The 19341-nt window shown below is 48.3% G+C and carries 15 protein-coding genes; 6 read left to right on the top strand and 9 right to left on the bottom strand.

Features of this window, described 5'->3' with window-relative positions:
• Positions 1–451: 451 nt before the first annotated feature.
• Entirely contained in the window at positions 452–808 is a 357-nt protein-coding gene (locus tag H6570_15555; GenBank protein ID MCB9320699.1) for a transmembrane 220 family protein, read from the bottom strand.
• Positions 809–910: 102 nt separating this feature from the next.
• On the opposite strand from H6570_15555, the gene H6570_15560 reads away from it, so the two are divergent.
• Together H6570_15560 and H6570_15565 are read left to right on the top strand one after the other, a co-directional pair.
• The gene (locus H6570_15560; protein MCB9320700.1) at positions 911–1441 is read left to right on the top strand and encodes a glutathione peroxidase; all 531 of its coding nucleotides are present in this window, start codon (positions 911–913) and stop codon (positions 1439–1441) included.
• 78 nt (positions 1442–1519) lie between these two features.
• Positions 1520–2077 carry a thioredoxin family protein gene (locus tag H6570_15565; protein MCB9320701.1) on the top strand — a complete coding sequence of 186 codons (558 nt, stop codon included), beginning with the start codon at positions 1520–1522 and terminating at the stop codon, positions 2075–2077.
• A gap of 18 nt (positions 2078–2095) precedes the next feature.
• Here H6570_15565 and H6570_15570 read toward each other — a convergent pair whose 3' ends face one another.
• A complete protein-coding gene (locus H6570_15570; protein ID MCB9320702.1) occupies positions 2096–4039 on the bottom strand; it encodes a hypothetical protein in 1944 nt (647 codons plus the stop codon).
• Complete coding sequence (locus H6570_15575) at positions 4040–4774, bottom strand: LytTR family transcriptional regulator DNA-binding domain-containing protein (GenBank protein ID MCB9320703.1); 735 nt, start codon at positions 4772–4774, stop codon at positions 4040–4042.
• Between the two features lie 184 nt (positions 4775–4958).
• Between H6570_15575 and H6570_15580 the strand changes: the two genes are divergently transcribed.
• Positions 4959–5471, top strand: a complete 513-nt coding sequence (locus H6570_15580) for an ester cyclase (protein MCB9320704.1) — start codon at positions 4959–4961, stop codon at positions 5469–5471.
• Between the two features lie 461 nt (positions 5472–5932).
• The gene (locus tag H6570_15585; protein MCB9320705.1) at positions 5933–8245 is read left to right on the top strand and encodes a T9SS type A sorting domain-containing protein; all 2313 of its coding nucleotides are present in this window, start codon (positions 5933–5935) and stop codon (positions 8243–8245) included.
• Between the two features lie 145 nt (positions 8246–8390).
• Here H6570_15585 and H6570_15590 read toward each other — a convergent pair whose 3' ends face one another.
• Together H6570_15590 and H6570_15595 are read right to left on the bottom strand one after the other, a co-directional pair.
• Positions 8391–9215, bottom strand: coding sequence for an Omp28-related outer membrane protein (locus H6570_15590; GenBank protein MCB9320706.1), 825 nt, complete (start codon positions 9213–9215; stop codon positions 8391–8393).
• Positions 9200–10822, bottom strand: a complete 1623-nt coding sequence (locus H6570_15595) for a hypothetical protein (GenBank protein ID MCB9320707.1) — start codon at positions 10820–10822, stop codon at positions 9200–9202. Before H6570_15595 ends, H6570_15590 begins: the two co-directional genes overlap by 16 nt.
• A 98-nt stretch (positions 10823–10920) precedes the next feature.
• Here H6570_15595 and H6570_15600 point away from each other — a divergent pair, with 98 nt between their 5' ends.
• Positions 10921–11412, top strand: coding sequence for a TlpA family protein disulfide reductase (locus H6570_15600; GenBank protein ID MCB9320708.1), 492 nt, complete (start codon positions 10921–10923; stop codon positions 11410–11412).
• Here the strand turns inward: H6570_15600 and H6570_15605 are convergent, their stop codons facing one another.
• The 4 genes from H6570_15605 to H6570_15620 all read right to left on the bottom strand — a co-directional run bounded on the left by H6570_15605 (position 11413) and on the right by H6570_15620 (position 15854).
• The gene (locus H6570_15605; protein ID MCB9320709.1) at positions 11413–12471 is read right to left on the bottom strand and encodes a Gfo/Idh/MocA family oxidoreductase; all 1059 of its coding nucleotides are present in this window, start codon (positions 12469–12471) and stop codon (positions 11413–11415) included. It lies immediately after the preceding gene.
• Positions 12472–12711: 240 nt separating this feature from the next.
• Positions 12712–13908 (bottom strand): trypsin-like peptidase domain-containing protein, encoded by a 1197-nt coding sequence (locus tag H6570_15610; GenBank protein MCB9320710.1) that lies wholly within the window; start codon positions 13906–13908, stop codon positions 12712–12714.
• Between the two features lie 709 nt (positions 13909–14617).
• Complete coding sequence (locus H6570_15615) at positions 14618–15193, bottom strand: hypothetical protein (GenBank protein MCB9320711.1); 576 nt, start codon at positions 15191–15193, stop codon at positions 14618–14620.
• Complete coding sequence (locus H6570_15620) at positions 15168–15854, bottom strand: SOS response-associated peptidase (GenBank protein ID MCB9320712.1); 687 nt, start codon at positions 15852–15854, stop codon at positions 15168–15170. The genes H6570_15615 and H6570_15620 overlap by 26 nt, the downstream gene beginning before the upstream one ends.
• A gap of 183 nt (positions 15855–16037) precedes the next feature.
• On the opposite strand from H6570_15620, the gene H6570_15625 reads away from it, so the two are divergent.
• Positions 16038–19331 carry an isoleucine--tRNA ligase gene (locus H6570_15625; GenBank protein ID MCB9320713.1) on the top strand — a complete coding sequence of 1098 codons (3294 nt, stop codon included), beginning with the start codon at positions 16038–16040 and terminating at the stop codon, positions 19329–19331.
• Positions 19332–19341 lie beyond the last annotated feature (10 nt).

Consider the following 19341-nt stretch of genomic DNA (forward strand, 5'->3'; position numbering starts at 1 on the left):
CAGGTTAAAACCCACCGCTACAGGATGGACCAATCCGACGGCTTTGTGCTTACAGCATCCAATTTGGGCAATTCGATCAGGTATGGATAGGGTTACCAGAGCATCAGGTTAAAACCCGCTGCTGCAGAGGGACCAAGCCTACGGCTTTGTGATTTCAAAATGTTCCGTACCTCCGGCACTCGGATTTTGTTTGACGTTTATGCAATGGGTTAAAACCCACCGCTACAGAATGGATCAAGCCTACGGTTTTGTGCTTATAGCATCCAATTTGGGAAATTCGATCAGGTATGGAATGGGCTACCAGAGCCATCGGCTCGGGACATGGCGTTGCGATGGATTTTAATCCAACTGATGATGCCCATAGAAGCATAGCGTGCCGTAGGTACGCCCCATAAAATGGCCTACAAACACCACGACCCTCCGTGTCTCTCCGGTGACGTTCCGTGTACCCCTAGTTATTTCCCCGTGGCCGGACCACCCAAAGACCAATCATGGCCAGTAGCAAGCCCAGAAATTCCCGTACCAGCTCGATGTGGGGTTTGGTGGTATGCATTTCATCCACGATGGAAGGCATGCCCATCTGGATCCAGTGAATAAAATCCTTGAATAAAGTACCCATCCAGATCAGACAGACGATCATCCCGGCGTAAATCGCCCAGCGTGGTACCCGGTTGAAATAGGCGCCTAGTGCTGCCAGGCTGACGTACCCGTAAATGGCGATCCACCGTAGCGCATCCGGGTCGTTGTACTGTACGGCGGTAAATAAGATAAAAACAATGAAGACAATAATGGCAATGGTCTTTTTCATAGCATGGAAGATACAAAGCCGGGAGCATTCTTTACCAAAGAATAACCCACATGCCCAACCATTTACCACACCAGCTGTTATAGCTTGCAAAATCAAATTTAAATGGCTGGCTCAATTCTTATTCTAATGGCTAGTATGTTTACGGTACATCCAAACGATGATTTTTTCCATAGTCTGAAAATGCAAAGCATAGACGGCCGGATCATCGATTTTTCACAGTACAAAGGGAAGAAAGTCCTGATCGTCAATACGGCCTCCGAATGCGGATTCACACCACAATACGCTCAGTTGGAAGAGCTTCATAAGCAATACGGCGATCAGGTCGTTGTCCTTGGCTTTCCCTGCAACGATTTTGGTGGTCAGGAACCGGGTAGCGAAGCTGAAATTGCTACCTTCTGTACGAAAAATTATGGGGTTACCTTTCAGATGTTTGCCAAAATTACCGTGAAGGGACCCAATAAACCTCCATTGTACGACTGGCTGGAATCGAAAGACAAAAATGGATGGAATGACCAGATCCCTTCCTGGAACTTCTGTAAATACCTGATTGATGAAGACGGTAACCTGGTAAAATTCTGGCCGTCCATGGTCGATCCGATGAGTGATGAGTTAATCTCGGCCATTAAGTCATAGGTATTCCGTAGATAGTAGAAGGTACTCAGAAATCTAAAATCAGAAATCAAGTAATCTTAAATAAAAAACCCCTTTCCTGTGGCTCGCACCGAATCCAATATGCTCCCGCTTGGTACTCCGGCACCCGACTTTCATTTACCGGATACCGTTACCGGAAAGGTTATCTCTCTAAATGATGTGGCAACCGGGTATGCTACCGTAGTAATGTTTATTTGTAATCACTGCCCGTACGTCCTGCATGTCAATGCGGAGATCGTTCGATTGGCCAATGAATACCGGCAAAAAGAAGTTGGTTTTGTGGCGATCAGTTCGAATGATGTGGATAATTACCCGGATGATGCACCGGATAAGATGAAGGCCCATGCCGAAGAACTCCACTATCCGTTTCCGTATTTGTATGATGAAACACAGGAAGTAGCTAAAGCCTATGATGCTGCCTGCACGCCGGACTTTTATGTCTTTAACCGCGATCGGCAATTGGTCTACCGTGGCCGGCTGGATGCAAGCCGACCCAAAACCGATGTTCCGGTAACCGGTGAAGACCTACGGGCTGCCCTGGATGCCGTCTTGGCCGGCAAGCCGGTAGCCGATATTCAGTATCCGAGCATGGGGTGCAACATCAAGTGGAAGTCCTGATTTCTGTTCCGGTATTACTCAACTTGCCGTGCGTACTTTTTTCAAATGGAATGATATTTTGGTTCCCTCCCGGATTTGTTCTGACATAGATCCTTCCAGTTGATGGGTTAGCAGATTAATCAACTGTGTCCCGAAACCAGTGCCTTCCGGTTGACCCTCATGTTGTTTTCCCACCCCGTCATCTTCTATTGATAAGTTGAGATTACGGTCACCTTCAGCCTGAAGGCTCAATCTGATCTTTCCGCCGTTACGGTCCCGGAATGCGTATTTCAGGGCATTGGTTAGCACTTCATTGACGATCAGTCCGATCGGGATTGCGGTGTCGATATCGAGCTCTAAAGGATCCATTTTGCAATCCACTTTTACCTTTTCTCCGGCATCGTAAGTGTCGAGCAGATGATTACTCAGGTTGGTAAAATAATCCTTCATCTCGATGGCGACCTGATTTTGTCCCTGGAATAACTTTTGATGCAAAATACCCATCGAACGCACGCGACTTTGGCTTTCCTTCATCGCAAATTGAGCGACCTGATCGTCGGTTTGACGGGCCTGGAGTTCCAAAAGACTGGAAATGATCTCCAGGTTGTTTTTTACCCGGTGATGGATCTCTTTGAGCAGGAGCTCGTTCTGAGCATTGCGCTGATCCAGCTTTTGGTTGGTATGGGTGAGATCCAGGTTGAGGGTCAACAGTTGCCGATTCTTTTTCCGGTTGTTTCGGTAGGCGATAAAGCCCACCAGAAGTAATCCTAATAAAGAGACCACTACACCGTAACTGAGGTATTGCACTTTGGACTGTTGTTCGATCCTGGCCTGCTGGGTATGGATGGTTTCCTCTTTCTGCTCGGTGTCGTACTTGATGCGAAGCTCTTTTTTTACGGCCGCCAGCTCTTCGGTGAGCCGGTCTTTTTGGGTGGCCTGGCCCTGCTGTAGGTAATGGAATGCCGAATCTGGTTGGTTTGTTTTTTCATAGCATTCGGCGAGCCAAAACTGGTTGTCTTCGATGAGTTTCCATTCTTCGATGTTCTTGCTCTGATGGTGATGCAAACAATCTTTGATGTAAGGAATGGCATCGGCATATTTCCCTTGGAGACGGAGTACATTGCCGATGTATCCCTTCCACCCGTCTGCATCGGATTCGTCAGGCAGGAGGTTTTTCATAACCCGGTAGGAATAAGTGAAATCTTCCAACGCTTTGTCGTATTCCTTCAGTGCCACGTAAACTTCGCCGCGCCATACCCGCACATTGGCCATGTGGATATTTTCTCCTTCACCATATTTCCGGGAGATGATATCCACTACCTGTTGGGCTTTCTCCAGCGCCAATTCCGGTTTGCCTACTTCAGGGTAGGTTTTGATCAGGCCTAACAGCGGTTCGATCAGTTCATCTTCATCCTTATAATTGGCTTCAAACAATTCCATGGACTTTTCACCGTACACCAGGGCCTGGTTGTAATCCTGGGTCTCACGAAATAAAAAATTTAAACTGGCATAGGCGCTTCCCAGATTAAGTGGTTGATTAAGGGATTCATAAATCCGGACGACATTAAAGAGGTACTGTTCTGCTTCCGGATATCTTCCCATGCTTACCAGATCTTTTCCGACCCGGTCCTCCGCTTTGGCTATGGAAGATTGGTCATCGGTCATTCTTAGATATTCCAATGTTTTCAGGTCGTGGTAATAGACGGAATCGGGATTGTTGGAGGTCACACTGTAATAGTGCCAATCGGCAATGATGTTATGCGCCTGGGCGATTTTCTCCGGATTTCCGTCATACAGGGCTCGAGCCAGGGCAAAGTAAGCCTTTTGATAGGTTTGTTCGTAGGTGTGCGTGCTGCTGAGGTTTGAAACTTCCTTCTTCAAGATCGCAAACAGGCTATCCAGGGCGTTTACCGGGGTAGGATCCGGTTGGGCAGCCAGATTAATATTGATCAACATGAAAAGGAATACCTGCCATTGCTTCATTCAGACGGATTTGATGCGCTGTAAAAACGGTTTGAGAAAAGCCTGGCTGATGGTCAGGGAATGACTTCCGAGACGAACCACCTGATTGTCTATTTCATCCACGTGTTTTAGATTCACGATGTAGGAGCGGTGAATGCGCTGGAACAAATCCGGCGGAAGTTCTCCTTCCAGACTTTTCATGGGCATGGATAACAGGTATTCTTTGGATTCGGTGATAATACGGCAGTAATTGCGTTCAGCTTTGATGTACAGCACATGATCAAACAGAATACGTACTCTCTTTTCACCATCGTAAACGAAAAACCGATCGGAAAGAGGTTGATTGGAGGAAGGAATATCATCAAAATGGGATGATTCGGATTGGGATTCACCGGAAAGCAAATTTAAGGTCAGCTCCAATGCACGTTTCAAATCCTGCTTGCCGAAGGGTTTGGCCAAAAAAGCGTAGGGCCTGGCCTTTTTAGCTTCTTCAAACGTTGCATCATCGGTATTAGCTGTTAAAAAAACGACAGGAATCTGGTGTTGCTCATTCAGGATTACACCTAATGCAATGCCATCCATCGCTCCTTTGAGCCTGATGTCCAGCAGGGCAATGTCCGGTACATTATCCTTGACGTGCAGCAACGCTTCCTCTGCCCGTGGGATAACACCGGTCACCTCATAACCGAGCTCTGTCAGGTAGATGGAGATCTTTGCTCCAATGATCATTTCATCCTCAACAACCAGTATCTTCATAGGACCTCTTCCGCTGCTATTCAATTCCTGCCTTCGTACAAACTAGTTCTCGCCAAAATAAGTTTTTGGAATTAAATCCTTCGGTCAATTGATAACATTCTTCGGTCAAAAGAAGTTGCTGCCCGGACATTCGATCCATACCTCCTTATTCAGGCTTCTTATTTTGAAATACATTTTTTTATCAATGAAGCCAATAATAGCCGGTTTGTGCGCACTCATGCTGATCGCATTTTCCTGTCAGAATGCAGATCATGAAGCACTCAAGGCATTTGAGGACGCGCAGCATCAGCTGGATGCCAATCTGCAGATGTATGAGCGTGTGTGGGACGATATCGTCAATAAAAGACAAATCGATCAGATTAATGAGGAGCATTTTGACAAACAGGTCATCCTGGTCACCAGTCCGGAGAATATAGAAGGTGTGGATGGGTTTAAAGCGTATTATAACAACTATCTAACCGGATTTTCAGATGTCACCTTCACCATTCTGGACGCTTTCGGGCAGGGTGATAAAATCGTCAAACATTGGAGATTTCAGGGAAAGCATACCGGAGAATTCTTTGGTATCCCACCAACCGGGAAGAAGGTCGATATTGAGGGTGTTACGCTTGTGAAAATGAAAAATGGTAAGATCGCTCAGGAGCAGGACTTCCTGGACAATCTGGTCTTTTACCAACAACTCGGTCTGTCCGAGTAATGGTTGGATTTGGAAAATATCATTTGGCAGGCGAGTGATGCAAACTGAAAGAGAGGCATTCTACTAGGCAGCAATATTGTAAGGTTGCCGCATAACCCCAAAAAAACCAAATAGCCTGGATAACAGTAATTACGTGTTGCTCGCCTTTTTTCTATTGACAGCACCGATCATTAGGTTCATGCCTCCCGGAAAACTGTGGAACTACTGCCATCCAGTGCAGCCTTCGGACCAGTTTTTTGAACTCAATTCACGCCGTTTCTTTCCCGGATTATATCTGGTAACCCTGCAAAATGACCAGGGTCGGACACCGAATAGCGAATAGCATTATTTGGTGTGGCACAGCTCATTCGATCAACCAATTAATTCGTTCGGTCAACAAAAATCTTAACCGGATCAACCGCCTAATTTTCATCGGTGCCCCGGAGTATTTTTGAAATTGATTATAAAATCAATTGAGGTCTATGGTAACGACGAGAATTAAGGATAACCATCCGGCAACAACCGTCAAGGTGGTCTTTTTAATGCTGGGATGGATTTTATTTATCCTAACCCCGGGATGGTGTCAGACCCAAATCGAAGTTTGGCCGGGGGGCCAAATCGTAACCATATCCGGCTTGCCCGCTGCGCCATGTGGAGAAACTATTTTTAAAGCATCTCTGGTAAATGTGGAGGATGAGCATACCAATGATAAACCAACCGAAGTCTCCAAGTTGAATGCCATGGTTGCTGCTACGCTGGCAGAAGTCCCGCAGGGAAACCGCATTCGGCTGCAGAATAATAAGCATTATGAAATGCAATTTAAATCACAGGGGTTATCTCCTTTGCCATGGAATACGGGAAACGACACGGTGCCCTATTATTTTCCGGTATATCATGGAATGGAAAGTGAAGGCCTATCCTCGGATAGCATTGGGAGCCTCTTGCCAGTCAGGAATGAGCCGGGTGAAACGGAGAGCATTTGGAAAGCGGATGTATTTTTTCCAAATGGAACCACAGATGGATATGTGGTCATCTCATTCAGGTTGGCGTTTTTATATGGTCCTATTGCATACAATGTTGTGATTCCTTTTGTAGTAGAAGGGCCGACGGAAGTAGATGTGCCTGTGCCCATATTGGACACGATCGTGGAACCTCAGATGCCTTATCTGGTCCTGCATGCACCACCCGGTGATGGCAGTAGCAGCGAATTTCAAACGAGTAAAACCATTTGCCGGAATTTGCAAACCGATATTACCAGTTCAGAGGCACATGCTGCAAATCTTGCGGTTAAATTGGGTATTGCCGGACAAGCGGGCTTGTTTGTAACCACCTCCTTTGAATTTTCGGTTACCTTTTCCGCCGGACTGGAAGCCGGAGACCTGATGTATACCACCTCATCCAATCAAACGTGCATTACCGTCAGTGAAGGGTTTGCCACCTCGGAACTGGTCGATGATCAGGGTGGTGGAGATGTATTCATCGGTTATGGACAAGATTTGGCCTTAGGTGTTTATCCACTGATCCAGTTTGATGAGGCCACCTGTACAGCCATTAAAACCAAGGGTTTAGTTTATGCTCCGGTGGGTAAGCCGAGGCATTTCATCCTCACTAAAAGAGGGATAGAGGACAACATTGTTGAGCTGGAGGGGATGTTAAAAGACTCGGCTCAGCTGGAACCCAGACAGAGCAATACGATCCTGAACCAGATGAACGTATGGAAGCAGGTCCTCGCTTTGAATCTGGAGAACATCAACGACCCGGACAATGAAGTTCTGGAATCGAATCTGACCCTTACTTCCGGTGCCAAATTAGAGCGTCAGCAGAGTGTTCAGACGACCCAGACCAGGTCCATTAAATATGAACAATACATTGACGCCAAAGTCGGAATACAAGCAGTGGTCGAAGTAGCTGGTTCCGGAGTGTCGGGAGGATATGAATTCAAGGCTTCAAAAAGATATGGCGCCTCACAAAATCAAACCCAGGATGAATCAAAACTGGTCAAGTACACGCTAAGTGATGACGATCCGGGTGATAGATATAATCTTAACATTGTCCGGGATCCTATGTTTGGTACACCGATTTTCCGGATAGTGAATGGTACCCGGAGCAGTTGCCCCTATCAGGCTGGCTACCAGCGGGATCAACCCGATCTGGTCTTTGCAGATGGAAAAGATACTATGACCATTTCCAATATTGCTACAGGCACTAAACCAACCTTTAAGATTAAGATCTGTAACAACAGCGATGAACCACGGACGTATTACCTGAAAGGAAATCCGGCAACCAACCTGAACGGTGCAATTGTGGAAGGATTTGGAAATAATTTATTTAACACCAATGACAATGGAGTTGATTTTACCGTGCCTGCCCAGGGATGTCTCGATGATGCCACGCTTTCTATAACACAAGCCAATAGAGAGGTTTACGATTACAACAATATCGAACTGTACCTGTACAGTTTGTGTCAGCCGGATAACGCACCGATTGCCTCGAGCATCTTCCTGAATGTCCACTATGTGCCGACTACCGGAGTAAATGACCTGGCTGCAGCGGGTGTTGGTTTAAATGTCATTCCCAATCCCAATCAAGGAGATTTTACGATTGCATTGGAAGGATTCCATGAAAATGGTTGGTTATCCATCTCGGATCTCAATGGCCGGACCGTTTATCGGCGTCAGGTGCAACCTTCCGATACAAATTTCGAACTCAATGCACACCAATTTTTTCCCGGAATGTACTTCGTAACACTGCAAAATGACAGAGGTAGAATCATCCGTAAACTGGTCGTAGAGTAGGAATAACCGGATTAAATCGCGGAAGGAGATACATAGCCCCAATCAGACCGGAAATTATCCATCAGCATTAGAGTTCGGTTGAGCACAGGAGCGGAAAAGATCATAAATTATCCTTCGCTCTTCGCACCTATTATCCTTTACCGGATTATTCCTTCACCTTCTTTTCAACTACATTGAGCACGTCCAGGTTTCCGTCGTTGCGATGGACAACGGCAATGGCGTGTACCTGGTCCAGGTCCCAATCTGCAGGTATGCCATAGGAATAGGTTTTGAACAGCTGTTCTCCGGTGATCAAATCACTTGACAGGGACTCGCCGGAAACAGGTGTAAGGATCTTGCGCAATACATGGTGATGCACGTAATCCAGCTCGACGCCTGACAGGGTGTTTTGCGGGTCGGTGATGTTGTCTTCGGTAAGCATGACGGTCAGGTAGAGCGGATTACTGACCGGAGCCAGCCCAGTCATCTGAACATCGATGGTGATGTTTCGGCTATCGTCAACGGCTGTGGCCATGTCCAGGGCTATTTGTGGTTCTAGATCCAGCGATTCCTGGATATGGGATGCCCAGTCAGCCTGGCCGAGGATGCGATTGGATTGTCCCTCAAAGTTCATCCGGTTTACCGTGGCTGATGGATAGGCAACCGGCGCTCCGAGCAAATTCTGCAGGGCTTCCGTCTCATCGGTTTTAAATTGGTACTGACTTTCCGGATACTGCCGGGCAAAAAATCCCGCATGGATAGATACGATCACCAGGCGATCCCCATAGATCTGCTGCAATTGCTGGAGGAAGGCAGACCCTCCGGGGCAATTGACGCAGTAAACGCCTGTGAATTCCTCCACCAATACCCGCTGTTCACCCTCCTGACTGCCCTGACCCGGTCCGCCTATGATCGGAGGGATCTCGGTGCAGGCGAGGGGTAACAGGATCATCACCCACAGCAGTCGTATGTGTTTCAGAATGTTGCCCATAAGTTGATTCGAAATCCATTAAATGCCGGTTCATACCGGCAGATGCCGCCGGAGCATACGACCCCTTCTACCTGTCGCACGTAACTCAGCATCAACCGCTGACCATTTTGCTGAAAGGAGGTACTCAGGGCATAATAATTCTCTCCGGCCGTGCCATCCGGCTTGCGGTAATTGTACATGTTCGACGCGGAAAAAAGCCACTTCGGTGCAATCCCGTATTCGGCGAGCCCGTAGACCCAGGAACCATAGCCATGCTGGCTGTACTGATATTGCGCCTCGAAGCGCCAGGAATGGGTGTCATCGGTCTGTTTGAAAATTTCCGCAAAAGCGGTATAGGCCTTGACCATGGGTTCTCCCGGCTTGCCTTCGTAGCGGTCTTTATTGTATTGCTGGTGCTGAACGCCCAGCGTAAGGTGCCGGGTGAGGTCCTGAAATTGCAGTTCACTGAAGATCTCCCGGTACATTTTGGTGCCGTCCGGCAGGTCGATGAGTGATCCCTGCAGACTCCATCGCCACGGATCGGACCAGGACCAGAATACCTCTCCCTGCATGGCATCCTCTCCGGCCTCCTGGGTGGCAGCCACATATAGCGTAGTCAGGCGGTACGTATTCTGCCGGGTCATCGGGGGGAGGTAGTTGATCATACCCTGGTTCAACGTCGCATTGGGTGCGGTACGAAAACTAAAGAACCGGGTTTGTTTGTATTCCAGGGAAAAACCCAGGCCGGCATTGCCATAATTGAGCGAGCTATACCATACATGCCCTGGTTTTTGGATGAAAAAGGGGGCCGGTACTTCATCACCGGCAGCATTCCGGTATGTTCCGGTGGATTCGATCTGTACGTCCCTTGTTTTGTAGGCCAGCTCGGTGAAAACACTCCAGTTTCCAAATCCCAGGCTGTGATAGGTGGATAGGCCGTAAGCATTGTATTTCGGCACGAATTGATAATCTGCGTCGTAGGTGTTCAGATTGGCGACCAGGCTGTTCATCTGTACATCAGCCAGGGTTTTATTGACGATGGCCAATCCCGGCGACCAGGACCATTTTTCGCCGGATTGATAGCCCTCCAGGGCCAGTCCCTTCAGATTGGATTCGTACAGGTCAAAGCGGTTTTTCTGTCTCCCGGTGAAAGCCTTTACCCTCCAGTCCTGGGGCAGATCAGCGGTGAGGTGAATGCCGGCGAGGGCATTATCAATGCCGAGGGTACGATCTTCATAAGCGCGGAAGAGGATCCCGGAGCCGATCTGGTCGTAAATGTATCCGGCCTGAATGTCCAGAAAATCGATCTTCTTGCGGACATACCAGCGACCAATACCCTGTCCGGAGTAGGACCCTTGCGGGTCAAAGAGATTGGAATTCTGGAACCAGTCCATGCGTAGGACAAATTGAAATCCCCAGTTGGAATAATTCAGCGCCAGCCAGGATTCGGCACCATAAAGCTGGCGATCGTACTGGGGCGTGCCGGTTGCGCCGATGGCCGAATCACGGATGAAAAACTGAGCTCGTGTTACCAGGCTACCATTCAACTGTCCCTGACCATATCCATTGGTAATGAAGAAGACAAATAGGATGAAAACAGGAAAAGGGTGCCTTGCATTTAGTGTCATGCGCTTACCTTAGAGGAAGTTAATGCGAAGTTAAACACTCCAAAGCGGAAATGAAACCGTATTATCTTGCATTGTCTTTAAGCAAACAAAATAGACTGATGAAGCAGATTCTGATCCTTGTCGCCACATTATTTATCTCGGCTGCTGTAAGTGCCCAAAGGCCTATGCCTACCGCAGAAGTGGGTACGTTGGACGGCAAGAAAGTCAACTTGCAGGAATATACGACCAACGGCAAGATCAAGGTCATCAGTTTTTGGGCTACCTGGTGCGGACCCTGTAAGATCGAACTCGATGCCATGAAAGGGCATTTTTCGGAATGGAAGGACAAGTACGATATTGACTTCATCGCCATCTCCGTCGATGATGCCCGCAACATTGCCCGCATCAAACCACTCGTAGCTCAAAAAGGCTGGCCGTTCACTGTTCTGCTGGACAGCAACCAGGAACTGATGCGTACCCTGAACATCTACAGCATTCCTCAGACCTTTCTGGTCGACCAAAAGGGAAACATTGTGCATCAATACAACGGATATGTGCCCGGCTCAGAAAAAGACCTGGGCGACCGGATCAGCAAGCTGGCGGAGAAATAGTTATTTCCTGGAAATTTCTGCTGCCTCGGCCAGCCACCGCATCGCTCTGCGGTTAACTTCCAGGCTGGTTAAAGACCCGGATGGGTCGATGTGATCCCGGATGACCTCACCAAAGTAACGGAACGGATCGTTTTCAGTTGTCGGGAGTGGTTCAACATTTATCGTTTCTACCGGACCATCACCCATTCTCACTTTCATTTCAAGGGTACGATCCAGCCAGATGGTTCCTTTTTCTCCATAGATCACCACATCTTTCCGGCCAAAGGGCCAATTCCAGGAAGCCTGGATGATGACCTCAGCAGTAGGAAAATCCAGGATAATGGTAGCATCATCATCGACGTTGGGATAGATCTCCGGTTTGAATTGTTTGGATACGGCCAGGATCTGTTCCGGTTCTTCACCGGGCAACAACCAGGCTGCGATATCAGTCCCGTAGCAACCGAAGTCGGTGATGGCGCCGCCTCCGTTGAGGACCGGGTCCGTCAGCCAATCCAGGAAGGCCTGGCTGCAACCGATTTCTTTAGGCCCCTGATGGCCCATGTTAATGACCATGCGACGTATGGCTCCGATCTTGCCGGCGTCGATCCATTCCTTCGCGGCGTGTAATGCCGGATACCAGGTCGTCTCGTAGTTGACCAGCAGTGGGATGTTGTATTTCGTGGCCAGGGAATCCATGCGTTTGGCAGCTAGTGCATTGGCAGCCAGTGGTTTTTCTACCATCACCGGGATGTGGGCTGGTGCACAAACCTCCACGACTTTCAGATGATCCGCGATGGATCCGAACGCACAGACGCCTTCGGGGTGCGTCCTGGAGATCAGCTGTTCCAGATTATCAAAGACCGGTATTCCGGCTATATCATAGCGCTTGGCCAGGTCTGCAATGCGGTTTTTGTCGGCCTCTACAATTCCAACGATCTTAAAATCACCGTCTTTCATACGATTTAGAATGCCGTGGACGTGATCGTGGGTCATCCCAGCTATGGCCAACCGGGTTTGGGAGAACCCTTCGATGGACAATAGCAAGAAAATTGCGATGGAAAAAAATTGATGTGCTTTCATATAATAAAGGTAAGAAGAAGGAGAGGTAAAAGAAGGATCAGAGGTAGAAGAAGTAGAAGAGGTAAAAGAAGTAAAAGAGGTAGCAGAAGTGGCTGAAAGCATAGGGCATGGAGTCGTAAACACGTGAGTACCTAAAGACAAGAACACGTTTTTAAAACAGAACACCCGCTCCCTGGTTAGAGAGCGGGTGTATCAAAACAAAACGAAAAACCAACTATACTATCTTGTGATCCCGCGGATCTAAAACTTTGCTTTTAATCGTACATCGAGGGATTTAACCTCCCCTTCGCGCCATACTTTAACGTTAATGACGTCTCCAGACTTGGCCTTATCTAAGAAACCCTTTAAATCGTCAAAAGATTTCATTTTTTGTCCTTCTACTTCTACAATCACATCATTTGGCAGGATTCCTGCATACTGTGCGGAACTCCTGTCCTCTACCTGCTCGACCAATAATCCGCTGCTGACACCCAGCGATAACTCCTGTGCAATCTCGTCATTGACCTCGTACATACTGACACCAAGGCTGACGCGTGCCACATTGCCATTCTTGATAAGCCCGGCAGCTACCTTTTGCATCAGATTGGAAGGAATGGCGAATGAGTATCCGACATAAGACCCGGTCTGAGAATAAATAGCCGTATTGATCCCGATCAAATTGCCGTCGGCATCAACCAGGGCGCCGCCACTGTTGCCCGGGTTAACCGCCGCATCGGTCTGTATGAATTCTTCGATGGTGCGGCCATTTTCATCGCCCTGCAGGATGTCAATATCGCGACCTTTGGCGCTGATGATCCCGGCAGTTACGGTGGAACGCAATTTATCGTAAGGGTTTCCGATCGCCAGCACCCAGTCACCTACCTGCGCTTCGTCAGAATTACCAACCATAGGTACTGGAAGGTTTTGAGCATCGATGCGGATAACCGCCAGGTCGGTGCTGGGATCTTTACCGATCACCTGGGCTTTGTATTTTTTATCGTTGAATAAGGTCACGTCGATGATGTCGTAATCGTCCACCACATGATTGTTGGTGACAATGTATCCGTCTGGTGAAATGATCACCCCACTACCGGTGCCGGGAGGAATATTGAATCCGCCAAAGGGAAACGAAAACAAGCTGCCCATGTCATCATCCATAAAATTGCGGAAAAACTGATTCATTGGATTGTTGTCGTTTTGTTGCTTACGCTTCTCATTGACGAGTTGATCGCTGGCCTGGCCCTGTATCAGGACCACCGACGCACGTGCTTTATCGGCGGCCGTACGAAAGTCGATACCCGGCATGATGGTATTGACCGGTTTTCCCTTCCAGGAAGCCTGATGTGCCATTGGATCCGTTAATGCAGCTGTTGATCCTCCGGCCAGGAAATGATATCCCGCCAGGGCAACGGCGCCTCCTAAAACTGCGGTCATTAAGGATTGTAGCCATTTTCTCATGGTTCCAGGTTTGCTTTGATTTGGAGAATATGTCAAGAAAACGATTGAATAAATCGCAGCGTTGAGCTTGCTTCAAGTTTAACGAGACATTAACAAATATGCTACACGTATTTGGCCGATGGCTTTTCGCGCGGGATCTACTACGAATTACACAAACCGGGATTGACTTATGCATTTTACCATTTCGGTTGGCTTCAGAAACATAAATTGACGCAGGTTGAAAAGGCTATTCGCTATTCGCTGTTCGCATTGGCTGTTTCTGCGAAAACACGTGAGTACATTAAATGAAAGCCAGTGAAAATGGCACGCATTACCCGGAATTGTTGAGATTCGATGTTTTTGATAAATCGGAAACACCTAATCTGCCACAAATTACATGGATAAAAAAGGCTATTCGCTATTCGCTGTTCGCCATTGGCTGTTCCTGTGTAAACACGAGAGCACATAAATATGAAAGCCTGTGAAAATGTCATGCATTACCTGAATGGTTAGGATTCGATATTATGTATAACACGGAAACACCTAATTTGCCACAAATTACATGGATAAAAAAGGCTATTCGATATTCGCTGTTCGCCATTGGCTGTTCCTGTGTAAACACGAGAGCACATAAATATGAAAGCCTGTGAAAATGTCATGCATTACCTGAATGGTTAGGATTCGATATTATGTATAACACGGAAACACGAAAACACGAAAACACGTAATATCATTCAAACCGCAGATGCTGCAACCGCTTCTGAGCCAGTTCTCCCTGGTTTTTATCTTCGTACAGGACCAGGCAGGTGATGATACCATACCTGGAATGGTAAAGCTGGAGCATGCGGGCATAGCGTAACGGACTGACTTCATATTTCGTCTGAAAACGCGCGATCATGGCTCTTTCAGCATGGTAACGGTCCATCGCCAGGTAGGATCCTATCTGATTGAAGGCCATGTAGGCATCATCATCATTGGTCGCCAGGGTCGATAACATTGCAATAAATTGACGCCTGAAATCTCCATCGCTCATATTGCTTGCTGGCTGCAGACGGTAGCGGATCTCCATCTTCTCACGATGTGACTCCAGGATGAGATCATAGCCGGTCAGAGCATCCGCCTGACGGGAGGTCACCTTATACCAGCTGGATTCCGGGAGATCAAAAACCAGATGGTGCTCTTCGATCAAATGCGTAAAGGCGGCGGTGTATATCGGGTGCTGGCTTATTCCTGACGCGTTCAGCAAGACCAGGAAGATGACCCATCCGATCCGGACCCGGTCAGATGTCCGCAGAAACCTCTTCAATGAGTTCGGCATCGTTTACTCCTGCTTTGTTCACCCGGGTGGATACGGGATAGGCTTTGGTGTATTCATCCGGATAGGGCTTGATCAACTGCAGTGCATCTTCCGCCTTCAGTTCACCTTCCAGCCACAACCGTTCTTCTTCAGGCAACAAAATAGCAGGCATACGATCGTGCAGCTGGGCTACCACTTTATTGGGTGGTTGGGTGATGATGGTAAATGACTGGATCCACTCACCCTGCGGGTTTTTCCAGTTTTCCCAGATGCCGGCAAATGCAAACAGGTCGGTATTGGTGGTTACAATACGGTAGGGTTGCTTTCCCTTTCCGACCTTCTTCCATTCGTAGAATCCGTCGGCGGGGATCAGGCATCGCCTCTTTTGTACCGCAGTACGGAATGACGATTTTTCCAATAGTGTTTCGATCCGTGCGTTGATCATCTTATATCCGATCTTCTCATCTTTTGCCCAGAAAGGGATTAATCCCCAGCGCATAGGCCGGAAATGCTCAGGGTCCTCATTGGTAATGACCGGCATGACTTGGGTAGGCGCCACATTGTAATTAGGCAATGGATTGTAGCGCTCCAGGTCCTCCGAATAAAAGGTGGAGTGGAAGCGTTCTTCCAGTTCTTTTTCAGTTTTGGTCAATGACGATCTGCCGCACATTTCTTAAGTATTCGGATGCTTGTATTCAGTATTCAGAAGCAGCTTCTGGCCACTAATTACTAGCTACTGAATACTTTATCGATAAAGGTACACTTTCTGATCCAAGGCAGCTTTGTTGATTATATGCTGCAAGTTATCTCGGAGATGGCCTATCTTTGCAGCCAATTTTTTTGGAGAAACGTTATGTACAGAGAATACAAAGGCCTGGATCTACCACAGATCGATAAAGACATCCTTGCCTTTTGGATGGATCAGAAAATATTCAGCCGCTCACTATCCGAGCGCCAGGAAGGGAAACCCTATGTCTTCTACGAGGGACCTCCATCTGCGAATGGGAAACCGGGTATTCATCACGTCATGGCCCGTACCGTTAAAGACCTCTTTTGTCGCTATCACACCATGAAGGGTAGCCTGGTAGAGCGTAAAGGTGGCTGGGATACCCATGGATTACCCATTGAGCTCAGCGTCGAAAAGGAATTGGGTATTACCAAGGAAGACATCGGTAAGACCATCACCATCGAAGAATACAATGCCAAATGCCGGGAAACCGTCATGCGCTATAAGGACCTGTGGGACGACATAACGCTGAAAATGGGCTATTGGGTCGATCTTGACCATCCGTACATCACTTTTGAGAACGACTACATCGAAAGTGTCTGGTGGTTGTTAGGCCAGCTGTATGAAAAGGGTCTCTTGTATAAAGGATACACCATACAGCCCTTTTCTCCGGCTGCGGGTACCGGCTTAAGCACCCATGAACTTAACATGCCAGGCGCCTACCGGGAAGTGAAAGATGTGTCTGCTGTCGCTCAGTTTGAGGTAGTGCAGGATAAGAAATCCGAATTTCTCTACGATCTGGTACCCCAGGGCAAGGTTTATTTCCTCGCCTGGACGACGACCCCCTGGACCTTGCCTTCCAATACCGGTCTGGCAGTAGGGGCGAATATCGAATACGTACTGGTAGCCACATTTAATCCATATACCCACGAACCGGTCAATCTGATCCTCGCTAAAGAATTGGTAAACACCTGGTTTAAAACAGAGCAGGAAGCAGCCGGTTACGACAACTATCAACCGGAAGATAAGATCATCCCGTATAAAGTCCTCGGGACCTGGCACGGTAGCCAATTTGAGCGCCTTAATTATCAGCAGCTCCTGCCATATGTCCAGCCGGAAGGTGATGCCTTTATTGTCATGCTGGGGGACTTCGTGTCCACCGAAGATGGTACTGGAATCGTGCACATTGCTCCATCCTTTGGAGCAGATGACATGCGGGTTGCTTCAAAATATGGAGTCGGAGCCCTGACACTGGTGGACAAGCAGGGGAAATTTGTGGATGAGGTCGTTGATTTTGCCGGTCGCTATGTCAAGGATTACAAAGATGAAGGCGATGCATATGTCAACGTGGATGTGGACATCGTCACCAAACTCAAGAAGGAAAATAAACTTTTCGGTACGCAGAAATACGTCCACAACTATCCGCACTGCTGGCGTACCGATAAGCCGGTGTTGTATTATCCCATGGACAGCTGGTTTATCCGCTCTTCTGCTTGCAGGGACCGGATGGTCGAACTGAACAAGGAGATCAACTGGAAGCCGGCGCATACCGGTGAGAAGCGATTTGCCAACTGGCTTGAAAACCTGCAGGACTGGAACCTCTCGCGCTCCCGCTTTTGGGGCACCCCGCTGCCGATCTGGCGCACGGAGGACGGTTCGGAAGAAGTCTGCATCGGTTCGGTAGACCAGCTTCGCCAGGAGATCGAAAAAGCAAACAATACCCTGGGACTGGCTCAGCAGGTCCCGGAAGATCTGCACCGTCCCTACATTGATGAGGTGGTGTTAGCCAGTGCTTCGGGAATGCCCATGCGTCGCGAAACCGACCTGATCGATGTATGGTTTGACAGCGGTTCGATGCCTTATGCACAGTGGCATTATCCTTTTGAGAACAATCAAAAGTTCAATGATAATTTTCCAGCCGACTTCATCGCTGAAGGAGTCGACCAGACCCGTGGTTGGTTCTTCACCCTCCATGCCATAGCTTCGATGGTCTTTGACAGTGTTGCATTTAAAAACGTCGTATCCAATGGCCTGGTCCAGGATAAACTGGGACGTAAAATGTCCAAACGACTGGGTAATACGGTGGAACCCTTCCAGACCATTGCCCAATACGGTGCAGATCCCACCCGTTGGTACCTGATCTCGAATGCACAGCCCTGGGATAACCTGAAATTTGATATCGAAGGGGTGGAAGAAGTGCGGCGCAAATTTTTTGGCACCCTGTACAATACCTATGCATTTTTTGCGCTGTATGCCAATATTGATGGTTACCAGGGCAGGGAGCAGCGTATACCGGTCAATCAACGCCCGGAAATCGACCAGTGGGTGCTTTCTGAATTACACTCCCTGATCCAGGGTGTCGATGCCGACTATGCCGATTACGAGCCCACCAATGCCACCCGGAAGATCCAGTATTTCCTGGACGAGCATTTGAGTAACTGGTACGTCCGTCTCTGTCGCCGCCGTTTTTGGAAGGGCGATGTGACTGAGGATAAACTGGCGGCCTACCAGACATTATACGAATGTCTGATCACCCTCGCTAAACTGATGTCACCGGTGGCACCATTCTTTGCGGACTGGCTGTATCGGAATCTTAATGAGGTGACCGGGCAGGAAGACCACCCTTCGGTACATTTAAGCTTGTTTCCGGTAGCCGATGCATCCATTGTCCAGAAGTCCCTGGAAGAGAAAATGGAATATGCCCAGCGGATTGCTTCGATGGTACTTTCCCTGCGGAAAAAAGAACGCATCCGCGTCCGTCAACCACTGCCGCGCATCCTGATACCGGTCGTGGATGATCATTTCAGGACCCAGATCGAAGCGGTAGCGGATCTGATCAAGGCAGAGGTCAATGTGAAATCCATTGAATTTGTGGATGACGCCTCCGGGGTGATCAAGAAAAAGGCCAAGGCTAACTTCAAGACATTGGGTAAGCAGCTGGGAAAGGCCATGAAGGAAGGTGCCAGCCGTATCGAAGAAATGACACAGCAGGAGATACAGCAAATGGAAAAAGAAGGTAGCATTTCCATCACCCTATCATCCGGAACGTATACCCTTTCATCGGAAGATGTGGTCATTACTTCGGAAGACATTCCAGGCTGGCAGGTCGTCAGTGATCGGGAGCTGACACTGGCTCTGGATACCCAGCTGACTCCGGATCTGATCGCAGAGGGTACCGCCAGAGAGCTGATCAACCGTATCCAGAACATCCGGAAGCAGCGGGACTTCAATGTCACCGATCGGATTGCGGTGCGGGTGAGTGATCACGAGGTGATCCGTGCAGCGGTACAGGAATTCTCCGGTTATATTTGCAATGAGACACTGGCCAACCAGCTGACAGTGGAGCCAACAGTAGATGGAGAACCGGTAGATCTCTTTGATGACGTAACGATTTCCATGGATGTTCAGGTGGTGGGCTGATTATTTTGAA

It is taken from the genome of Lewinellaceae bacterium, assembly GCA_020636135.1.
Lineage (GTDB): Bacteria > Bacteroidota > Bacteroidia > Chitinophagales > Saprospiraceae > JAGQXC01.

Coding starts and splice junctions, on each gene's coding strand:
- H6570_15555 (MCB9320699.1), bottom strand. CDS start 808: ATGAAAAAGACCATTGCCATTATTGTCTTCATTGTTTTTATCTTATTT.
- H6570_15560 (MCB9320700.1), top strand. CDS start 911: ATGGCTGGCTCAATTCTTATTCTAATGGCTAGTATGTTTACGGTACAT.
- H6570_15570 (MCB9320702.1), bottom strand. CDS start 4,039: ATGAAGCAATGGCAGGTATTCCTTTTCATGTTGATCAATATTAATCTG.
- H6570_15575 (MCB9320703.1), bottom strand. CDS start 4,774: ATGAAGATACTGGTTGTTGAGGATGAAATGATCATTGGAGCAAAGATC.
- H6570_15580 (MCB9320704.1), top strand. CDS start 4,959: ATGAAGCCAATAATAGCCGGTTTGTGCGCACTCATGCTGATCGCATTT.
- H6570_15585 (MCB9320705.1), top strand. CDS start 5,933: ATGGTAACGACGAGAATTAAGGATAACCATCCGGCAACAACCGTCAAG.
- H6570_15590 (MCB9320706.1), bottom strand. CDS start 9,215: ATGGGCAACATTCTGAAACACATACGACTGCTGTGGGTGATGATCCTG.
- H6570_15595 (MCB9320707.1), bottom strand. CDS start 10,822: ATGACACTAAATGCAAGGCACCCTTTTCCTGTTTTCATCCTATTTGTC.
- H6570_15600 (MCB9320708.1), top strand. CDS start 10,921: ATGAAGCAGATTCTGATCCTTGTCGCCACATTATTTATCTCGGCTGCT.
- H6570_15605 (MCB9320709.1), bottom strand. CDS start 12,471: ATGAAAGCACATCAATTTTTTTCCATCGCAATTTTCTTGCTATTGTCC.
- H6570_15610 (MCB9320710.1), bottom strand. CDS start 13,908: ATGAGAAAATGGCTACAATCCTTAATGACCGCAGTTTTAGGAGGCGCC.
- H6570_15620 (MCB9320712.1), bottom strand. CDS start 15,854: ATGTGCGGCAGATCGTCATTGACCAAAACTGAAAAAGAACTGGAAGAA.
- H6570_15625 (MCB9320713.1), top strand. CDS start 16,038: ATGTACAGAGAATACAAAGGCCTGGATCTACCACAGATCGATAAAGAC.